The organism is Actinoplanes sp. NPDC023714, from assembly GCF_040639855.1.
GTDB lineage: Bacteria > Actinomycetota > Actinomycetes > Mycobacteriales > Micromonosporaceae > Actinoplanes.
This window is the reverse complement of the sequence record NZ_JBFAAR010000013.1, coordinates 178836-194101: the sequence shown is the minus strand read 5'-3', so window position 1 is coordinate 194101 and position 15266 is coordinate 178836. Positions and strand designations below refer to the sequence as shown.

Genomic DNA, 15266 nt, shown 5'->3' with positions numbered 1-15266 from the left:
GACGAGAGGTACGACACCATGAGTACGAGAATGAGGAGGGCCGGGCTCGCGTTCATCGCGGCCACGATGGCCCTCGCCGGAGCCGCCTACGGCGTGACGAGGCCCGCGGCGGCCGACGTCGTGGCTCAGCTGAACGGCCCGCAGCTGGTCGCCGACATGGGCGCCGGCTGGAACCTGGGCAACACGCTCGAAGCCAACGTCAACGGCGTCCCGAGCGAGACGGCCTGGGGCAACCCGGTCGTGACACAGGCCTTCATCGACAAGGTGCGGGCCGCCGGATTCAAGACGATCCGGATCCCGGTCTCCTACCTCGGGCACATCGGTGCGGCCCCCGACTACACCGTGAACGCCGCGTGGCTGAACCGGATCAAGGAGGTCGTCGACTACGCGCACGGCCGGGGCCTCTATGTGCTGATCAACATGCACGGCGACGGCTACAAGTCGGTGTCCGGCTCCTGGCTGATCTGCGACGCCGCCTCGCAGACCGCGATCCGGGAGAAGTACCAGAAGGTGTGGCAGCAGGTCGCCACGAAGTTCGCGGGCTACAACGACCACCTGATCTTCGAGTCGATGAACGAGAACTTCGACGGGCAGTACGGCAACCCGACCCAGCCGTGCTACTCGAACATCAACGCCTACAACCAGATCTTCGTGGACACCGTGCGCCGCACCGGAGGGACGAACGCCTCCCGGTGGCTGCTGGTGCCCGGCTGGAACACCAACATCGACTACACGGCCGGCAACTACGGTTTCGTCATCCCGACCGACCAGTACCGGTCCTCGACGATCCCGGCCGGCGAGCAGCGGTTGATGATCTCGGTGCACTACTACGACCCGTGGGACTTCGCGGGCACCGAGGACGGCACGATCACCCAGTGGGGCCCGAACGCCACCAACCCGGCGAAGAAGTCGGTCTGGGGCCAGGAGGACTTCATGGACGGTCAGCTGAAGAAGATGCGCGACACCTTCGTGACGCGCGGGTACCCGGTCTTCGTCGGTGAGTACGGTTCGATCGACAAGACGACGTACGACTCCACGAACAACCGGTACCGGGCGGACTACGCGCGCACCCTGGTGGCCACCGCCAAGAAGTACGGGGCGGCGACCGCGTACTGGGACAACGGCTGGAACGGGCAGCACGGCTTCGGGCTGTTCGATCGGAACTCCGGCGCGGTCACCCAGCAGGGCATCATCGACGCGATCATGAGTGGGATCGGAACGCAGCCGTCCTCGTCGCCGTCCGCCTCGCCGTCCGTCTCGCCGTCCGTCTCCCCGTCAGCGTCGCCGTCGACCGGGACCGGGGCCTGCAAGGTCACCAACGCGGTCAACGCGTGGAACAGCGGCCTGACCAACAGCGTCACGATCGCCAACACCGGCGCCACCGCGATCAACGGCTGGAAGCTGACGTTCACGCTGGCGAGCGGGCAGGCCATCACCTCCGGCTGGAGCGCGACCTACGCGCCTGCGAGCGGGGCGGTGACCGCCACGAACGTGAGCTACAACGGCTCCATCCCGGCGGGCGGCTCGGTCAGCATCGGCTACCAGGCCACGCACACCGGGAACGCGGCGGCTCCCACCGGCTTCACGCTGAACGGCGCCACCTGTAGTTGATATTCAAGGACGCCCGGCCCGCGGGCCGGGCGTCCTCTCCGAACATCACGCGGCGGGGACCAGCACCTCGTCGAGGGCGGTGTCCAGGATCTCCCGGACGTCCGAGACGATGTGCACGGTCAGCGCGTCGAGCACGTCGGCCGGGACGTCGTCGAGGTCGGGCTCGTTGCGCTGCGGCAGGTACACCTCGGTGAGCCCGGCCCGCTGGGCGGCGAGCAGCTTCTGCTTCACGCCGCCGATCGGCAGGACCCGGCCGGTCAGCGACACCTCGCCGGTCATCCCGACGTCGGCGCGCACGCTGCGGCCGAGCAGCAGCGAGACCAGCGCCGTCGTCATCGTGACGCCCGCCGACGGCCCGTCCTTCGGCACCGCGCCGGCCGGCACGTGCAGGTGGATCGGGTGGTCGAGCTGCTCCGGCGAGATGCCGAGCTCGCCGGCGTGCGCCCGGACGTAGGAGAGCGCGATCTGCGCGGACTCCTTCATGACGTCGCCGAGCTGGCCGGTGACGGACAGGCCGCCCTTGTCGCCGGGGAGCAGCGACGCCTCGATGTAGAGCACGTCGCCGCCCATGCCGGTGACCGCCAGGCCGGTGGCCACGCCGGGGACGGCGGTGCGCTCCGCCGAGTCCGGGGTGAACCTCGGCCGTCCGATCAGGTCCTTCAGATCGGCGGCGCCGACGGTGGCGGGCAGCGTGCCGAGGGCGGCCTTGCGCAGCGCCTTGGCGAGGAGGCGTTCGAAGGACCGTACCCCCGCCTCTCGGGTGTAATCGGCGGCGATGAGGCGCAGGGCGTCGTCGGTGACGGTCACCTCGCCAGGGGACAGCGCGGCGCGTTCGATCTGGCGGGGCAGCAGGAAGTCGCGGGCGATGGCGACCTTGTCGTTCTCCGTGTAGCCGTCGATCGTGATGAGCTCCATCCGGTCGAACAGCGCCTGCGGGATCGTCTCCAGGGTGTTCGCGGTCGCGATGAACAGCACGTCCGACAGGTCGAGATCGAGGTCGAGGTAGTGGTCGCGGAACGTGTGGTTCTGCGCCGGGTCCAGCACCTCCAGCAGCGCCGCGGCGGGGTCGCCCCGATAGTCGCTGCCGACCTTGTCCACCTCGTCCAGGAGCACGACCGGGTTCATCGAGCCCGCTTCCCGGACGGCGCGCACGATGCGACCGGGAAGAGCACCGACATACGTACGACGGTGGCCGCGGATCTCGGCCTCGTCGCGGACGCCGCCGAGCGCCACCCGGACGAACTTCCGGCCGAGCGTCCTCGCCACCGACTCGCCGAGCGACGTCTTGCCGACCCCGGGCGGGCCGGCCAGCAGGATCACCGCTCCGGATCCCCGGCCGCCGACGACGGAGAGGCCGCGGGACTCCCGGCGGGCCCGCACGCCCAGGTACTCGACGATCCGCTCCTTGACCTCGTCGAGGCCGTGGTGGTCGGTGTCGAGCACCGCGCGGGCGGCGCCGAGGTCGGTGTTGTCCGTCGTGCGGACGTTCCACGGCAGGTCCAGCACGGTGTCGAGCCAGCTGCGGATCCACCCCGACTCCGGATTCTGGTCGCCCGTCCGCTCCAGTTTGTCCACCTCGCGCAGCGCTGCCTCGCGTACCGGATCAGGCAGCTCCGCGCTCTCCACCCGAGCCCGGTAGTCGTCGTCCTCGCCGGCCTCGCCCTCGCCGAGCTCCTTGCGGATCGCCTTCAACTGCTCGCGGAGCAGGTATTCGCGGTTCCGCTTCTCGACCGATTCCCGGACGTCGTGCTCGATCTTCTCGCTGACCTCGGACTCGGCCAGGAAGTCCCGCGTCCACTCGATCAGCAGCCGCAGCCGCGCCTCGACGTCGGGCGTCTCGAGCAGCTCCCGCTTGCGGTCGTTGGACAGGTAGGGCGCCCATCCCGCGGTGTCGGCCAGGTCGCCGGGGTCGTCGATGGCGCTGACCGAGTCGATGACCTGCCAGGCCTCGCGGCGCTGGAGCACCGAGACGACGAGCTTCTTGTATTCGGCGGCCAGCTCGTCCAGACCCTTGGTGAGCTTGGTCTCGACCGGCTCGGCCTCGACCCAGAGCGCGGCGCCCGGTCCCGTCACACCGCTGCCGATGCGGGCGCGAACACCCGTTCTGAGTACGGCGGCAGGCGTGCCGCCCCGGAACTTGCCGACCTGTTCGACGCTCGCGACCACGCCGTAGGACGCGTACCGGTCCTCCAGCCTCGGGGCGATGAGCAGTTCGGAGCCGGCCGACGTGCGGGCCGCGTCCACGGCGGCCTGGGCCTTCTCATCCAGCTCGACGGGCACCACCATGCCGGGGAGCAGCACGATGTCGTCGAGGAACAGTACGGGGAGTCGTTTGCTGGTCACCGGTACCTCCGAGGAGTTGAGTACAGGCGGCTCAACCTCGGCGGGTCCGCCGATCTTCCCCCGTTCACTCCCAGCGAACATCACCGGCGGTCAGGCCGGCCGGGGTGAGGCGGGCAGCGTGCCCGGAACGGCGCCGGCGCAGGTCGTGCGTCACCACCGAATGCCCGATGCCCCGGCCCGCCGCCCGAGGGCGTTCTCGTTCCCCACACTCCTAGCGCCTCTGCGCCCGGTATCGCCGCAGCAAAGCCGTGATCCGGGCGGGATCGGCGGCGCCGTTGAGCTCTGTCAGCAGGTCGTCCGGGCACACCTCGTAGAGGTCGCCCCACCAGCGGCGACCCCTGTTGTCCCAGACGCGATAGCCGCCTGGGACTCCACGGGCCACGTAGCGCCGCCTGCTCAGGAAGCCGCCAGCACGTCGACGATGAAGCGAAGCGCTCCGGCCGGCTGGCCGCCGGTCGGGTTCTCGCCGTAGGCCTGGTCGGCGGGGATGTCGAGCTGGACCCGGCTGCCCACCTTGACGCCGGCGAGGCCCTTGTCCCAGCCCTGGATCACGTTGCCGGCGCCGACCTGGAAGTCGAACGTCTCGGAGCGGCTCCAGGACGAGTCGAACTCCTCGCCGTCGGCGTAGGTGACGCCCACGTAGTTGACGGTGACGGTCTGGCCGGACTCGACGGCCGGGCCGGTGCCCTCGATCAGGGTGGTCGTCGTGAGTTCGGTGACCTCGCCGCTGCCCGCCTTCGCCTCCGGCTTGGTGGACAGGGCCGGGTCGGCGCCCTCCGGGACGGGCGGGAAGGCAGCGCTCGTCGCCTCGGCGGCGGAAGCGGTGGGGGCGTCGGCCGTGGCGGTGGCGGCCGGGGACGCCGCCGGGGTGGACGACGTCGAGTTGCCGATCCACACGATGAGGCCGACCACGAGGGCGATCACGACCACCGCGGCGCCGGCGACGGTCAGCGCGCGGCGGCGTTTCTCGGCGGCGCGGGCGCGGGCCTTGGCGGCCTTGGCCTCGGCGCGCTTCTCCGCCTTGGTCTTCAAAGGCTTCCCCAAAGACGGGGATCTGCTGGCTACGGGATCAGGCACGGGCCGACAATACGACACGATCCTGTGCGGGGCCGCCCCGAAGATCCGGCAGTACCCTGCTTCGGGTGACCATCGGCAAGGGCGACCTCGCGCCCGACTTCGAACTGCCCGACCAGGACGGCACGCCGCGACGGCTGACCGATCTCCTCGCCGGCGGCCCCGTCGTCCTCTTCTTCTACCCCGGCGCGATGACCAAGGGCTGCACCGCCGAGGCCTGCCACTTCCGCGACCTGTCGGCGGAATACCGGGCGGCCGGCGTGCAGCGGGTGGGCATCAGCAAGGACCCCGTCGAGAAGCAGAAGCAGTTCGCGGAGACCTACACCTTCGACTACCCGCTGCTCTCCGACCCGGACTCGGTGACGATCGCGGCCTACGGCGTTAAGCGCAAGCTGGCGCTCGGCCCGCTCTCCACGAAGCGGATGACCTTCGTGATCGGCACCGACCGGCGGGTCATCGACGTGATCCACAGCGAGCTGGACATGAACCAGCACGCGGCCGAGGCCCTAACGGCCGCAAAAAACGGATAAGTCCGTTTAAATCCGGGAGCGGAACTCGGCGAGACTCAGAACCGCCGCGTTCCGCTCCTCGACCGGGAAGATCGCGATGTCCGCGTCGTCCTCGTCGAGCTGCGGCAGCCACTCCTTCAGGAACACGCCGACCGGGATGCGGATGGCGTGCTCGCCGTCCACGTCGCCCTCGTTCTCCAGCCGGGCCACTGTCGCGAACGGCCAGATCGGCAGCAGGTTGCGGCGCCGGGCGTCCTCGGTGAAGAGGATGTCGCCCTCGTCGCCCCACACCCAGAGCGCGCCCCGGTCGGCGATGGCCTCGAACGTCAGCGCCACCCGGGCCGTCTCGTCGAGCCCGCGCATGCGCTCCGCCTCACGGCGTGGGATGTCGTCCGATGCCACGTGATCTCCTTCTCAGCGAAAACCGCATGATATCGGGCGATGGTGCGCGCGCCGTCGTCCGGTTGCGGCCGATCATGGCGCAAAACCCTCATGGGTACGAGGGAACGAGCACCCTCACGGTCGATGCGGGGTACCGCGCGAGATCAAGATCTGTCAAGATGACCCCCTCCTCAAAGATTGATTGACTCTTCAGGCAACGATTTCGAGTCCGAGTCACGTCTTGTTCTTTGCAGGGCCATGGATGGCGCCGGGACCCCTCGATTGTGAGAGTCATGATTCGACGACGTAGAGTGATCATCGGTGCTGTCGGCGTGGCCGCTGCCGCCACAGCGGCCGGGTGCTCCTCGTCCGGCGGAGGCAAGGCCGCCGGCGGTGGGTCCACCACCTGGGTCGACCCGGTCGCGAACGTCGAGCCCGTCCCCACCGCCGCGCCCGTCCGGCTGACCCTCACCCCGGAGTCCGGGGCCACCGGGGTGTCGCCGATCAAGCCGATCCTGGTGAGCGCCGAGGACGGCACCCTCAAGTCGGTCACCGTCACGGCCGGCAAGACCACGGTCGAGGGCGAGATCCAGTCCGACGGCACCTGGAAGTCGACAGGGGACCTCGCGTACGGCAAGAAGTACAAGGTCACCGTCACGGCCACCGACAGCGCCGGCGCCGAGACGACGAAGGACCACACTTTCAGCACCCTCAAGCCGGAGGCCACCGCGAAGGTGAACTTCCAGGCCAACGCGATGCTGCTGCTCAAGGAAGGCAGCACGTACGGCGTGGGTCAGCCGGTGATCGTCGCGTTCAGCCGCGCCGTCGACAAGAAGGCCGCCGAGAAGGCCATCGAGATCAAGACGTCGCCGTCGGTCGACGGGAAGTTCTACTGGAAGGACGACCGGACCGTGCACTGGCGGCCGGCCAAGTACTGGGCCGCCGGCACCACGATCAAGGTGAGCGTCAACGTCTTCGGCCAGAAGCTGGGCAAGAAGACGTACGGCGGGAAGAACGCCTCGACCAGCTTCAAGATCGGGCGCGAGCTGATCGCGATCAGCGACAACCGCACCCACCTGACGAAGGTCTACATCGACGGCAAGCTCGTCCGCACCATGAAGAGCAGCCTCGGCAAGGGCGGCGGCACCACCGGCGCGAACGGCCAGCACGTCAGCTACTGGACGGCCGGCGGCCCGCACGTGGTGCTCGGCAAGAAGCGCAAGCACACGATGAGCTCGGCCAGCTACGGCGTCACCGACAAGAACGATCCGAACTACTACGTGTCGGAGAACATCGAGTTCTGCACCCGGATCAGCTACTCCGGTGAGTACCTGCACGCGGCGCCGTGGAACGGCTCGCTGGGCCGGGCGAACCTGTCGCACGGGTGCATCAACCTGAGCACCGCCGACGCCAAGTGGGTCTACAACAACTTCCGGGTCGGCGACATCGTCGACGTCAAGAACACCCCGCGCGAGCTGCCGATCTGGAACGGTCTCGGCGACTGGACCGTCTCGTTCGACAAGTACGGGCGCGACGCCTGACCCATCGACGCGCGTAGAGTCGCGCGTGTGGACGGCGGTGGCCGGCGATGACGGTCGTGGTCGGCGTGGACGGCTCGGGGCGTACCCATCGGCTCCGCCACCTCGCCGCGGCCGCGACCGCCCCGATCTGGTGGACGCCCGCCGGCCCCGGCGGCCTGACCGGGCCTGATCCGGCCGATGCTGATCCGACCGGGACCGACCCGGCCGGGACTGATCTGACCGGGCACGGCCTGATCGTCGTCGACGACGCCCACCGCCTCGACCCCGCGTCGCTGAAGCTGCTGGCGGCGGCCGGCCGCGACGGCGTGCCGATGGCGATCGCCCGCCGCCCCACCATCGACCGCCCGGAGCTCGCCGAGCTCGACGAGGTGGCCGCCGCCGGCGGCGTGGAGTTCCTCGCCCCGCTGAGCCCGGATGAGGTGGCCACCCTCGTAGCCACGACGACCGGCCGCCCGGTCTCACCCGAGGTCGCCGCCGCCGTCTTCGAAACCTCGGCCGGAATGCCGCTGATCGCGGTGGCGATCGCAACGGCGACCGCGACACCGCCGCCGGCTCTGCTGGCCCGGGTGCAGCGGCGTTTCGCGCTCCTGGACCCCGCGGTCGTCACGGTCGCGCGCGTCCTCGCCCTCCGCCTCGGCCCGGCCGATCGGGTGCTGGGCGACCGGGTGCTGGGCGATCGGGTGCCGGGTGATCGGATGCTGGACGATCGGGTGCTGGACGATCGGGTGCTGGCCGCCGCGTGCGCGACCGATCCGGCGGGCCTGGCCGCGGCGCTGCGCGTTCTTCGTGACGAGGGCCTGCTGGCGCCCGGCGCCGAACATCTGATCCCGGCGATCGCGGACGCCGTTCTCGCCGAGATGCCGGCGGCCGGCCGGCGGCGCCTGCACGACGCGGTGGCCGGAGCGCTGATCGAGGCGGGCGCCGATCCGGTGCTCGCGGCGAAGCAGCTGAGGGCCGCCGGCGCGACCACCACGACGGCGGCGCGCGTCTATCTCGCGGCGGGGGAGCGGCTGCGCTTCACCGATCCGGAGGCGGCGCTCGGCTGGTTCGACGACGCGGCCGACGCGGGTGCCGATCCGGCCGATCCGGCGCCGGGCCGGGCCGAGGCGAGCGCGCTCCTGGGACTACCCCTCGACCTTCAAGATCAAGACCTCGGGGGTACGCCGGGAGCTCGTCTGCTGCTGGTCACCGGAGCGTCGGCCGCCCACGACGGGAGGGCGGCGAGGGCCGCGGGCCTGCTGGCGTCGGCGCCCGTGCCGGGACCGGCTCTGGCCGTACCCTCGCTGCTCGGAACCGGCAGGGAGCGGGAGGCGCGGCAGTCGGCGGCGACCCCCGCGCCGCTCGCGGTGACCCGGCTCGCCGAGGCCGTCCTCGAAGCGGGCCGCCCGGCCACCGCGTTGCCGCTGCTCATCGAGGCGGCCGAACTCACCGAACGCGCCGCGCCCGCCCTGATCCTCCCCGACACCCCGCACGCGCTGGCCGCCCTCGTAGCGGTCGCCGCCGGCGACGTGTCCTCCGCCGAACACCTGCTCACCCGGGCCCGGACCGCCGTCGTCGGAGGCCCCGCCGCCGACGAGCGCCACCGCCTCCTGCTGGCCTGGGCCAGGATGAGGGCGGGCCGCTACGACACCGCCCTGCATGAGTTGCGCCGTCTGTCCGGAGAAGGCCCGCCGCCTTCAGGCCCGTCGCCTTCAGGCCCGCCGCCCACCGGCCCGCCTCCCACCGGCCCGCCTCCCACCGGCCCGCCTCCCACCGGCCCGCCTCCCACCGGCCCGCCTCCCACCGGCCCGCCTCCCACCGGCTCGCGCGGGTCCGGCTCGCCCGGCTTCGACTCGCCGGGCTGGGGCTCGCCGGCGGGTGTGGAGCCTGCTGGGCGGGATCGGCTGTTGCGGGCGGCGCTGACGGCGGGGATCGCGCGGCGGCGCGGGGACATCGCGGGGCTCCGGGATGCCTGGGGCTCGGCCGAGCCGCTGCTGGCACGCCGGACCGCGGACCTGTGGCATCTCGAAGTGGTCGAGGAACTGGCCGTGGCGGCGGCCCGGCTGCGCAGGCCGGCCCGGGTGGCGCCGGTGCTCGCACTCCTCGACGACATCCTCGCCGCGCTGGGCCGGCCGGTGACCTGGCAGGTGTCGCTGTACTGGCTGCGCCTCCAGACCGCGATCGTGACCGAGGACGTGCCGGCCGCCGAGGAGATCGCCCGCGGCATGACGCGGATGGAGCCGGAGGAGGTCCGGCCCGGGGCGCAGTGCCGGGCGGGGTGGGAGTGGGCTGCGGCGCTGGGTGGGCGGGTGGACGCGGACGCCGTGCTCGCGGCCGTCGACGGGCTGCTGGCGGCGGAGCTGCCGTGGGAGGCGGCGCGGCTGGCCGGGCAGGCGGCGATCCGTACCGGGGACCCGGTCGCGGCGCGGCGGCTGCTGGAGCGGGCCCGGGAGCTGTCCGAGCCGAAGCCGGACGCCACCGGGGCGAGTGGGCTGTCCGAGCGGGAGGTGACGGTGGGCCGGCTCGTGCTCGCCGGGAGCACGCACCGGGAGATCGGGGCGCAGCTCTTCATCGCCCCGAAGACGGTGGAACACCATGTGGCGCGGATCCGGGCGAAGCTCGGCGCGAGCACCCGGGCCGAGCTGCTGGCGATGCTCCGGGAGATGCTCGGCGGCTGATTTGCGTTGGATCTCGGACACGAGGCTAGGGATCCCCCTGCCGGGCCCCTATACCACGGGGAACACCCCGATGCCCCCACCGGGTTGCGGGCCGCACGCTGGTGCCGTGCCCGGATGAAGGAACGGGACACCTGTCGAGCGAGGAGAGCCCCATGACCACCGACGCCACCGACCTGCTCAAGGACTTCATTCTCAACCTGCTGACCGACCGCGAGTTCGCGGCCCGGTACGCGGACGACCCGAACGGCACCCTGACCGCCGAGGGGGTCACCGACGTGGACCTGTCGTCCGTGGACGTTCCCGCGGTCGTCGGCGACGCGGCCGGCGAGCCGGCGGTGCCGGCCGAGGCCCGGTCGGCGCTGAGCACCTACACCGGCGGATCGGGCGGCGGAGGCGGCGCCCCGCCCGCGCACACCTCCGGCACCCAGTCGGTCGAGCAGGTGGTGCAGCACCTCAACTACGTCACCTACGCCACCTACGAGGGCGACGAGACGATCACCCAGAGCCTGGACCTGAGCGTCACGTCGGTCACCGACAACAGCTTCGACCTGGACGTGGACGGCAACGTCTTCGGCGACATCGACGCGAGCAACGTCAGCGCCTCCGGCGACGGCGCGGTGGCCGGCGGGGACGACGTCAACGCCGCGACCGGGGCCGGCGCGGTGGCCGGCGGCGACGACGTCACGGCCGCGACCGGGGACGGCGCGGTCGCGAACACCGGCGACGGCGACGTGAACGCGGCCACCGGGGACTTCTCCACCCTGATCGACGGCGACGTCAACTCGGTCAGCGGCGACGGCGGCCTGCTCGTCGACGGCGACAACTTCGGCCAGGCGAACACCGGCGACGGCGCGGTGCAGGCCGGCGACGACATCTCCGGCGCGGTCAACACCGGCGTCAACACCGGCGTCGTCGGCGAGGCGGACGACGCGGTGATCGGCGACGGCAACCAGACCGCGCAGGTCGACGGCGGCGCCGACGAGTCGGTCTTCAACTTCGGCGACGGCGACGTGGCGAACCTGCCGGACGCCGAGATCGAGGACAGCGCGGTGTCGTTCGGTGGCGGCGACGCCTCCAACGCCTCCGGCATCACGGCCGACGACGGGTCGGCGGTCGCGGTCGGCGGCAACGCGAGCGGCAACAACGAGGACAACGACACGACCGTCACGTCCATCTCCGACGACGACGTCACGACGGTGTCCGACGACGACACGACCATCAGCGACGACGACACCACCGTCTCCGACGACGACACCAGCATCACCGACATCGACACCACGTCGACGACGGTGAGCTCGGACGACGACACGATCGAGAGCGGCGACGACACCACCGTGGTCGGCGCCTGAATCCGGAGCGCCCGGGGCCACGGCCCCGGCCGCGGGACCGGCGAGGACGGGAGGAGCCGTGGCAGAGGCCGCGAAGGCGATCGCCGTGGTCGACCTGGGACTGCGCGCCTGCGAGGCGTACGACCGCCCCGACACGGCGGCCCGGCTGACCGCGCTGAGGACCGCGCTGGCCGACCCGGTGTCGCACGTGGTCGTGGCCGGCGAGTTCAAGCAGGGCAAGAGCTCGCTGGTCAACGCGCTGGTCGGGGCGGCCGTGTGCACCGTCGACGACGACCTGGCCACCGCCGTGCCGACCTATGTGCGGCACGGCGGCAAGCCCGAGGCGGCGCTGCTGTTCGGGCCGGACCGCCGCGAGCCGATCCCGGTCGCCGACGTCCGCGAGCACGTCCTGGAGAACAGCGGCGCCGCCGAACGGCCGACCGGCGTGGAGATCCGGATTCCCCGGAAACTCCTGGCCGGCGGCCTGGTCCTGGTGGACACGCCCGGAGTCGGCGGGCTGAACTCGCCGCACGCCGCCGCGAGCCTGTCCGCCGTGGCGATGGCCGACGCGGTCGTCTTCGTGACCGGCGCCGCACAGGAGCTGACCCGCAGCGAGGCCGACTTCCTGCAGCGGGCCCGCGCGCTCTGCCCGGTGATCGTCTGCGTGCTCACCAAGACCGACTTCTACCCGGCCTGGCGCCGGATCCGGGAACTCGACGAGCAGCACCTGGACCGGCACTGCCCGATGCCGCTGCTGCCCGTGTCGTCGACGCTGCGGTCCCGGGCCGTCAGGACCAACGACACCGCTCTGAACGCCGAGTCCGGGTTCACCGACCTGGTCGGGTTCCTCACCGGCCGGATCGGCGGCTCCGCCGTGGACCGGCTCGCCGGCGAGGCCGCCGCCGAGGTGGCCGCACTCTGCGACCAGCTCGACGCGCACTTCCAGGCCGAACGTGAGGTCCTCGCCGACCCGGAGGCGGCCGCCCGGATCGTCCGCGAGCTCACCGCCGTGAAGGAGCGGGTCGAGGCCCTGAAGAGCGCCGCCGCCCGGTGGAACCAGACGCTCGGCGACGGGGTCGCCGACCTGACCTCGGACGTCGACCACGACCTGCGGTCCCGGGTCCGGGTGGTGATCGCCGAGGCGGATCTGGCGATCGACGCCGCCGACCCGGCCGACACCTGGCCGGAGATGGAGGCGTGGTTGCAGTCCCGGATGGCCTCCGAGCTGCTGGGCAACTACGAGCTGCTGCGCCGCCGGGCCGGGGAGCTCGGCATGCGGGTCGGCGACCACTTCCACGAGGCGTCGACCATGCTGTGGCGCCGGCCCGCGGTGACCGATCCGACGCCGCTCGCCAGCGTCGCCGACTTCCAGCACAAGATCGACCTGCAGCGGATGCGGCTCACGAAACAGGCGATGGTGGCGCTCAAGAGCGCGTACGGCGGCGCGCTGATGTTCATCATCCTGGGCAGCCTGGTCGGCGTCTCGCTCGGCCCGATCGGCATCGGCATCGGCCTGGTGATGGGTCACCGCGGCCTGCGCGACGAGAAGAAACGGCAGCTCCAGCGCCGCCGCGGGGAGGCCCGCAACGCGATCCGCCGCTACTGCGACGAGGTCAGCTTCGTGGCCGGCAAGGACTCCCGGGACACCCTGCGCCGGGTGCAGCGGCAGCTCCGCGACCACTACAGCGGCCTCGCCGAGGAGCTCAACCGGGCCAACGCCCTGGCCCTGGCCGGCGCCTCGGACGCGGCGAAGCGCACCCAGCAGGACCGCGACCGGCGGCTCAAGGACGTCGACGCCGAGCTGGCCCGGGTGAACCGGCTCCGGCAGCAGGCAGCGTCGGTGAACCCATGACCCTCGTCGAGAGCACCCGCGCCGTCCTCGGGCAGGCGATCGCCGTCTACCGGGGCACCGCCGACGCCGCCGTGCTGGCCGGCGTCCGCGACCGGCTGGACGCGCCGCTGCGGGTCGCCGTGGCCGGCCGGGTCAAGGCCGGCAAGTCGACGCTGCTCAACGCCCTGGTGGGGGAGCGGCTGGCGCCGACCGACGCGGGCGAGTGCACCCGGATCGTCACCTGGTACCGGGACGGTCCCGGCTACGAGGTGCGGGCCACCCCGAAGGACGGGCCGGACCGGGTGCTGCGGTTCACCCGGGACGACGGCGCCATCGAGGTCGACCTGGGCGGGCTGGACAGCGCCGCCGTCGAGCGGCTCACCGTGACCTGGCCGTCGCGGGCGCTGAGCACCCTGACCCTGATCGACACGCCGGGCATCGGCTCGCTGTCCGACCAGACCGCCCGGCGCACCTGGGACCTGCTCGTCCCGGACGACGAGGAGACCCCCGCCGACGCGGTCGTCTACCTGCTGCGGCACCTGCATCCGGGCGACGCCGAGTTCCTGCGGGCCTTCCACGACACCGAGGTGTCCCGGCCCAGCCCGGTGAACGCGATCGGCGTGCTGTCCCGGGCCGACGAGATCGGCGCCGGGCGGCTCGACTCGATGGCGTCGGCGCGCCGGATCGCCGGCCGGCTGGGCGGGGACACCACCGTGCGGCGGCTGGTGCAGTCCGTCGTACCCGTGGCGGGTCTTCTCGCCGAGACCGCGGTGACCCTGACCGAGACCGAGGTGGCCTGGCTGCGCCGGGTCGCCGGGCTGCCGGTCAAACCGGCCGAGGAGCTGCTGCTCTCCGCCGACCGCTTCGTGAACACCATGCCGGAGCTGGGACTGACGTCGATCGAGCGGGAGGCGCTGCTGGCCCGGTTCGGCCTCTTCGGGGTACGTCTGACCAGCACGCTGCTGCGCCGGGAGGTGGCCACCACGGCGACCGGGCTGGCGAGGGAGCTCGCCGAGCGCAGCGGCCTGACCCGGCTCCGGGAGATCGTCGGATCGCTGTTCCTGGAACGCCGGGACGTGCTCAAGAGCCGGTCGGCGCTGCTCGCGGTGGCCGAGCTGACCCGGTCCCGCCCGCGGCCGGGCGGCGAGGCGGTGTCCGCCGCGGTCGAGGAGATCATGGCGTCCGCGCACCCGTTCAACGAGCTGCGGGTGCTGTCCAGCCTGCGGGCCGGCTGGATCACCGGGAAGCCGGAGGCGATCGCCGACCTGGAACGCCTGATCGGCGGCTCGGGCAACGCCGTCAGCGACCGGCTGCGCCTGCCACCGGACGCGCCGGCCGCCGAGCAGTCCGCCACCGCCCTGGAGGCGCTGGCGCGCTGGCAGCGGCGGGCCGAGAACCCGCTGACCTCGTACGAGATGACGGTGGCCGCCCGGGTGGCGGTGCGGTCCTGCGAGGGGATGCTGGCCGGACTGGAGCGGCGGCGATGAGCGCCCTAGGCGAGCGGATCGGGATCGCCGGGCCAATCCTCGAGCGGGCCGTCGTCGGTCGTGTCAGCGGGGATCTCGTCGAGGGCCAGCGGGTCGGCCGGCAGGTCGAAGCCGAACACGTCGTCGTCCGCGGTGACGCCGGCCTCCTCCGGTTCCTCCTCGCCCGCCCCGTCGTCGTGTTCCGCCGCGGGCCACGGCTCGGCCCCCGTACCGAAGCTCAGATCTTGCATCTCGGCCTCGTCCGGGATCCCGGCGGGAACCGTCGCCAGGAGATCCTGCCAGTCCGGCGGATCGGCGGCGGTGTCGTGCGCGCCGACCACCGAGTGCGCGCCCACGAACGGCGCCAGATGCTCGGCCACCTCGGCCGGCGCGGTGTCCGCGTAACTGACCACCGCCTCGGCGATCAGATCGTCCGGCAGATCCCGCAGCAGACCGCCCGGCTCACCGGAGGGGTCGGCGAACTCGTCGCGGAGGGGGCGGGCGGCATCCATGCATCCACCTTAT

12 protein-coding genes are annotated in these 15266 nt (G+C 72.1%); 7 read left to right on the top strand and 5 right to left on the bottom strand.

The window, feature by feature from the left end; genetic code table 11:
• The first annotated feature begins 18 nt into the window (after nt 1–18).
• Nucleotides 19–1611 carry a cellulase family glycosylhydrolase gene (locus AB0G10_RS38770; RefSeq protein WP_360933902.1) on the top strand — a complete coding sequence of 531 codons (1593 nt, stop codon included), beginning with the start codon at nt 19–21 and terminating at the stop codon, nt 1609–1611.
• 45 nt (nt 1612–1656) lie between these two features.
• Here AB0G10_RS38770 and lon read toward each other — a convergent pair whose 3' ends face one another.
• From lon to AB0G10_RS38755, 3 genes are all read right to left on the bottom strand, one after another.
• Nucleotides 1657–4035 (bottom strand): endopeptidase La, encoded by a 2379-nt coding sequence (lon, locus tag AB0G10_RS38765; RefSeq protein WP_360933899.1) that lies wholly within the window; start codon nt 4033–4035, stop codon nt 1657–1659.
• Nucleotides 4036–4165: 130 nt separating this feature from the next.
• Nucleotides 4166–4336 (bottom strand): hypothetical protein, encoded by a 171-nt coding sequence (locus AB0G10_RS38760; RefSeq protein ID WP_360933896.1) that lies wholly within the window; start codon nt 4334–4336, stop codon nt 4166–4168.
• 14 nt (nt 4337–4350) lie between these two features.
• The gene (locus tag AB0G10_RS38755) at nt 4351–4986 is read right to left on the bottom strand and encodes an FKBP-type peptidyl-prolyl cis-trans isomerase (RefSeq protein ID WP_360933893.1); all 636 of its coding nucleotides are present in this window, start codon (nt 4984–4986) and stop codon (nt 4351–4353) included.
• 110 nt (nt 4987–5096) lie between these two features.
• On the opposite strand from AB0G10_RS38755, the gene AB0G10_RS38750 reads away from it, so the two are divergent.
• Entirely contained in the window at nt 5097–5558 is a 462-nt protein-coding gene (locus AB0G10_RS38750; RefSeq protein WP_360933890.1) for a peroxiredoxin, read from the top strand.
• Between the two features lie 6 nt (nt 5559–5564).
• On the opposite strand, the gene AB0G10_RS38745 is transcribed toward AB0G10_RS38750, so the two are convergent.
• Nucleotides 5565–5939: a DUF2750 domain-containing protein gene (locus AB0G10_RS38745; RefSeq protein WP_360933887.1), complete on the bottom strand. Its 375-nt coding sequence runs from the start codon at nt 5937–5939 to the stop codon at nt 5565–5567.
• Between the two features lie 290 nt (nt 5940–6229).
• On the opposite strand from AB0G10_RS38745, the gene AB0G10_RS38740 reads away from it, so the two are divergent.
• From AB0G10_RS38740 to AB0G10_RS38720, 5 genes are all read left to right on the top strand, one after another.
• Nucleotides 6230–7459: an Ig-like domain-containing protein gene (locus tag AB0G10_RS38740; protein WP_360933884.1), complete on the top strand. Its 1230-nt coding sequence runs from the start codon at nt 6230–6232 to the stop codon at nt 7457–7459.
• A 47-nt stretch (nt 7460–7506) separates the two neighbouring features.
• Nucleotides 7507–10116, top strand: a complete 2610-nt coding sequence (locus AB0G10_RS38735; RefSeq protein ID WP_360933881.1) for a LuxR C-terminal-related transcriptional regulator — start codon at nt 7507–7509, stop codon at nt 10114–10116.
• A gap of 152 nt (nt 10117–10268) precedes the next feature.
• Complete coding sequence (locus tag AB0G10_RS38730; protein WP_360933878.1) at nt 10269–11465, top strand: hypothetical protein; 1197 nt, start codon at nt 10269–10271, stop codon at nt 11463–11465.
• A gap of 58 nt (nt 11466–11523) precedes the next feature.
• Nucleotides 11524–13296, top strand: a complete 1773-nt coding sequence (locus AB0G10_RS38725) for a dynamin family protein (RefSeq protein ID WP_360933875.1) — start codon at nt 11524–11526, stop codon at nt 13294–13296.
• A complete protein-coding gene (locus tag AB0G10_RS38720) occupies nt 13293–14762 on the top strand; it encodes a dynamin family protein (protein WP_360933872.1) in 1470 nt (489 codons plus the stop codon). Before AB0G10_RS38725 ends, AB0G10_RS38720 begins: the two co-directional genes overlap by 4 nt.
• 5 nt (nt 14763–14767) lie before the next feature.
• Here the strand turns inward: AB0G10_RS38720 and AB0G10_RS38715 are convergent, their stop codons facing one another.
• Nucleotides 14768–15253, bottom strand: a complete 486-nt coding sequence (locus AB0G10_RS38715; protein ID WP_360933869.1) for a hypothetical protein — start codon at nt 15251–15253, stop codon at nt 14768–14770.
• Nucleotides 15254–15266: the final 13 nt, after the last annotated feature.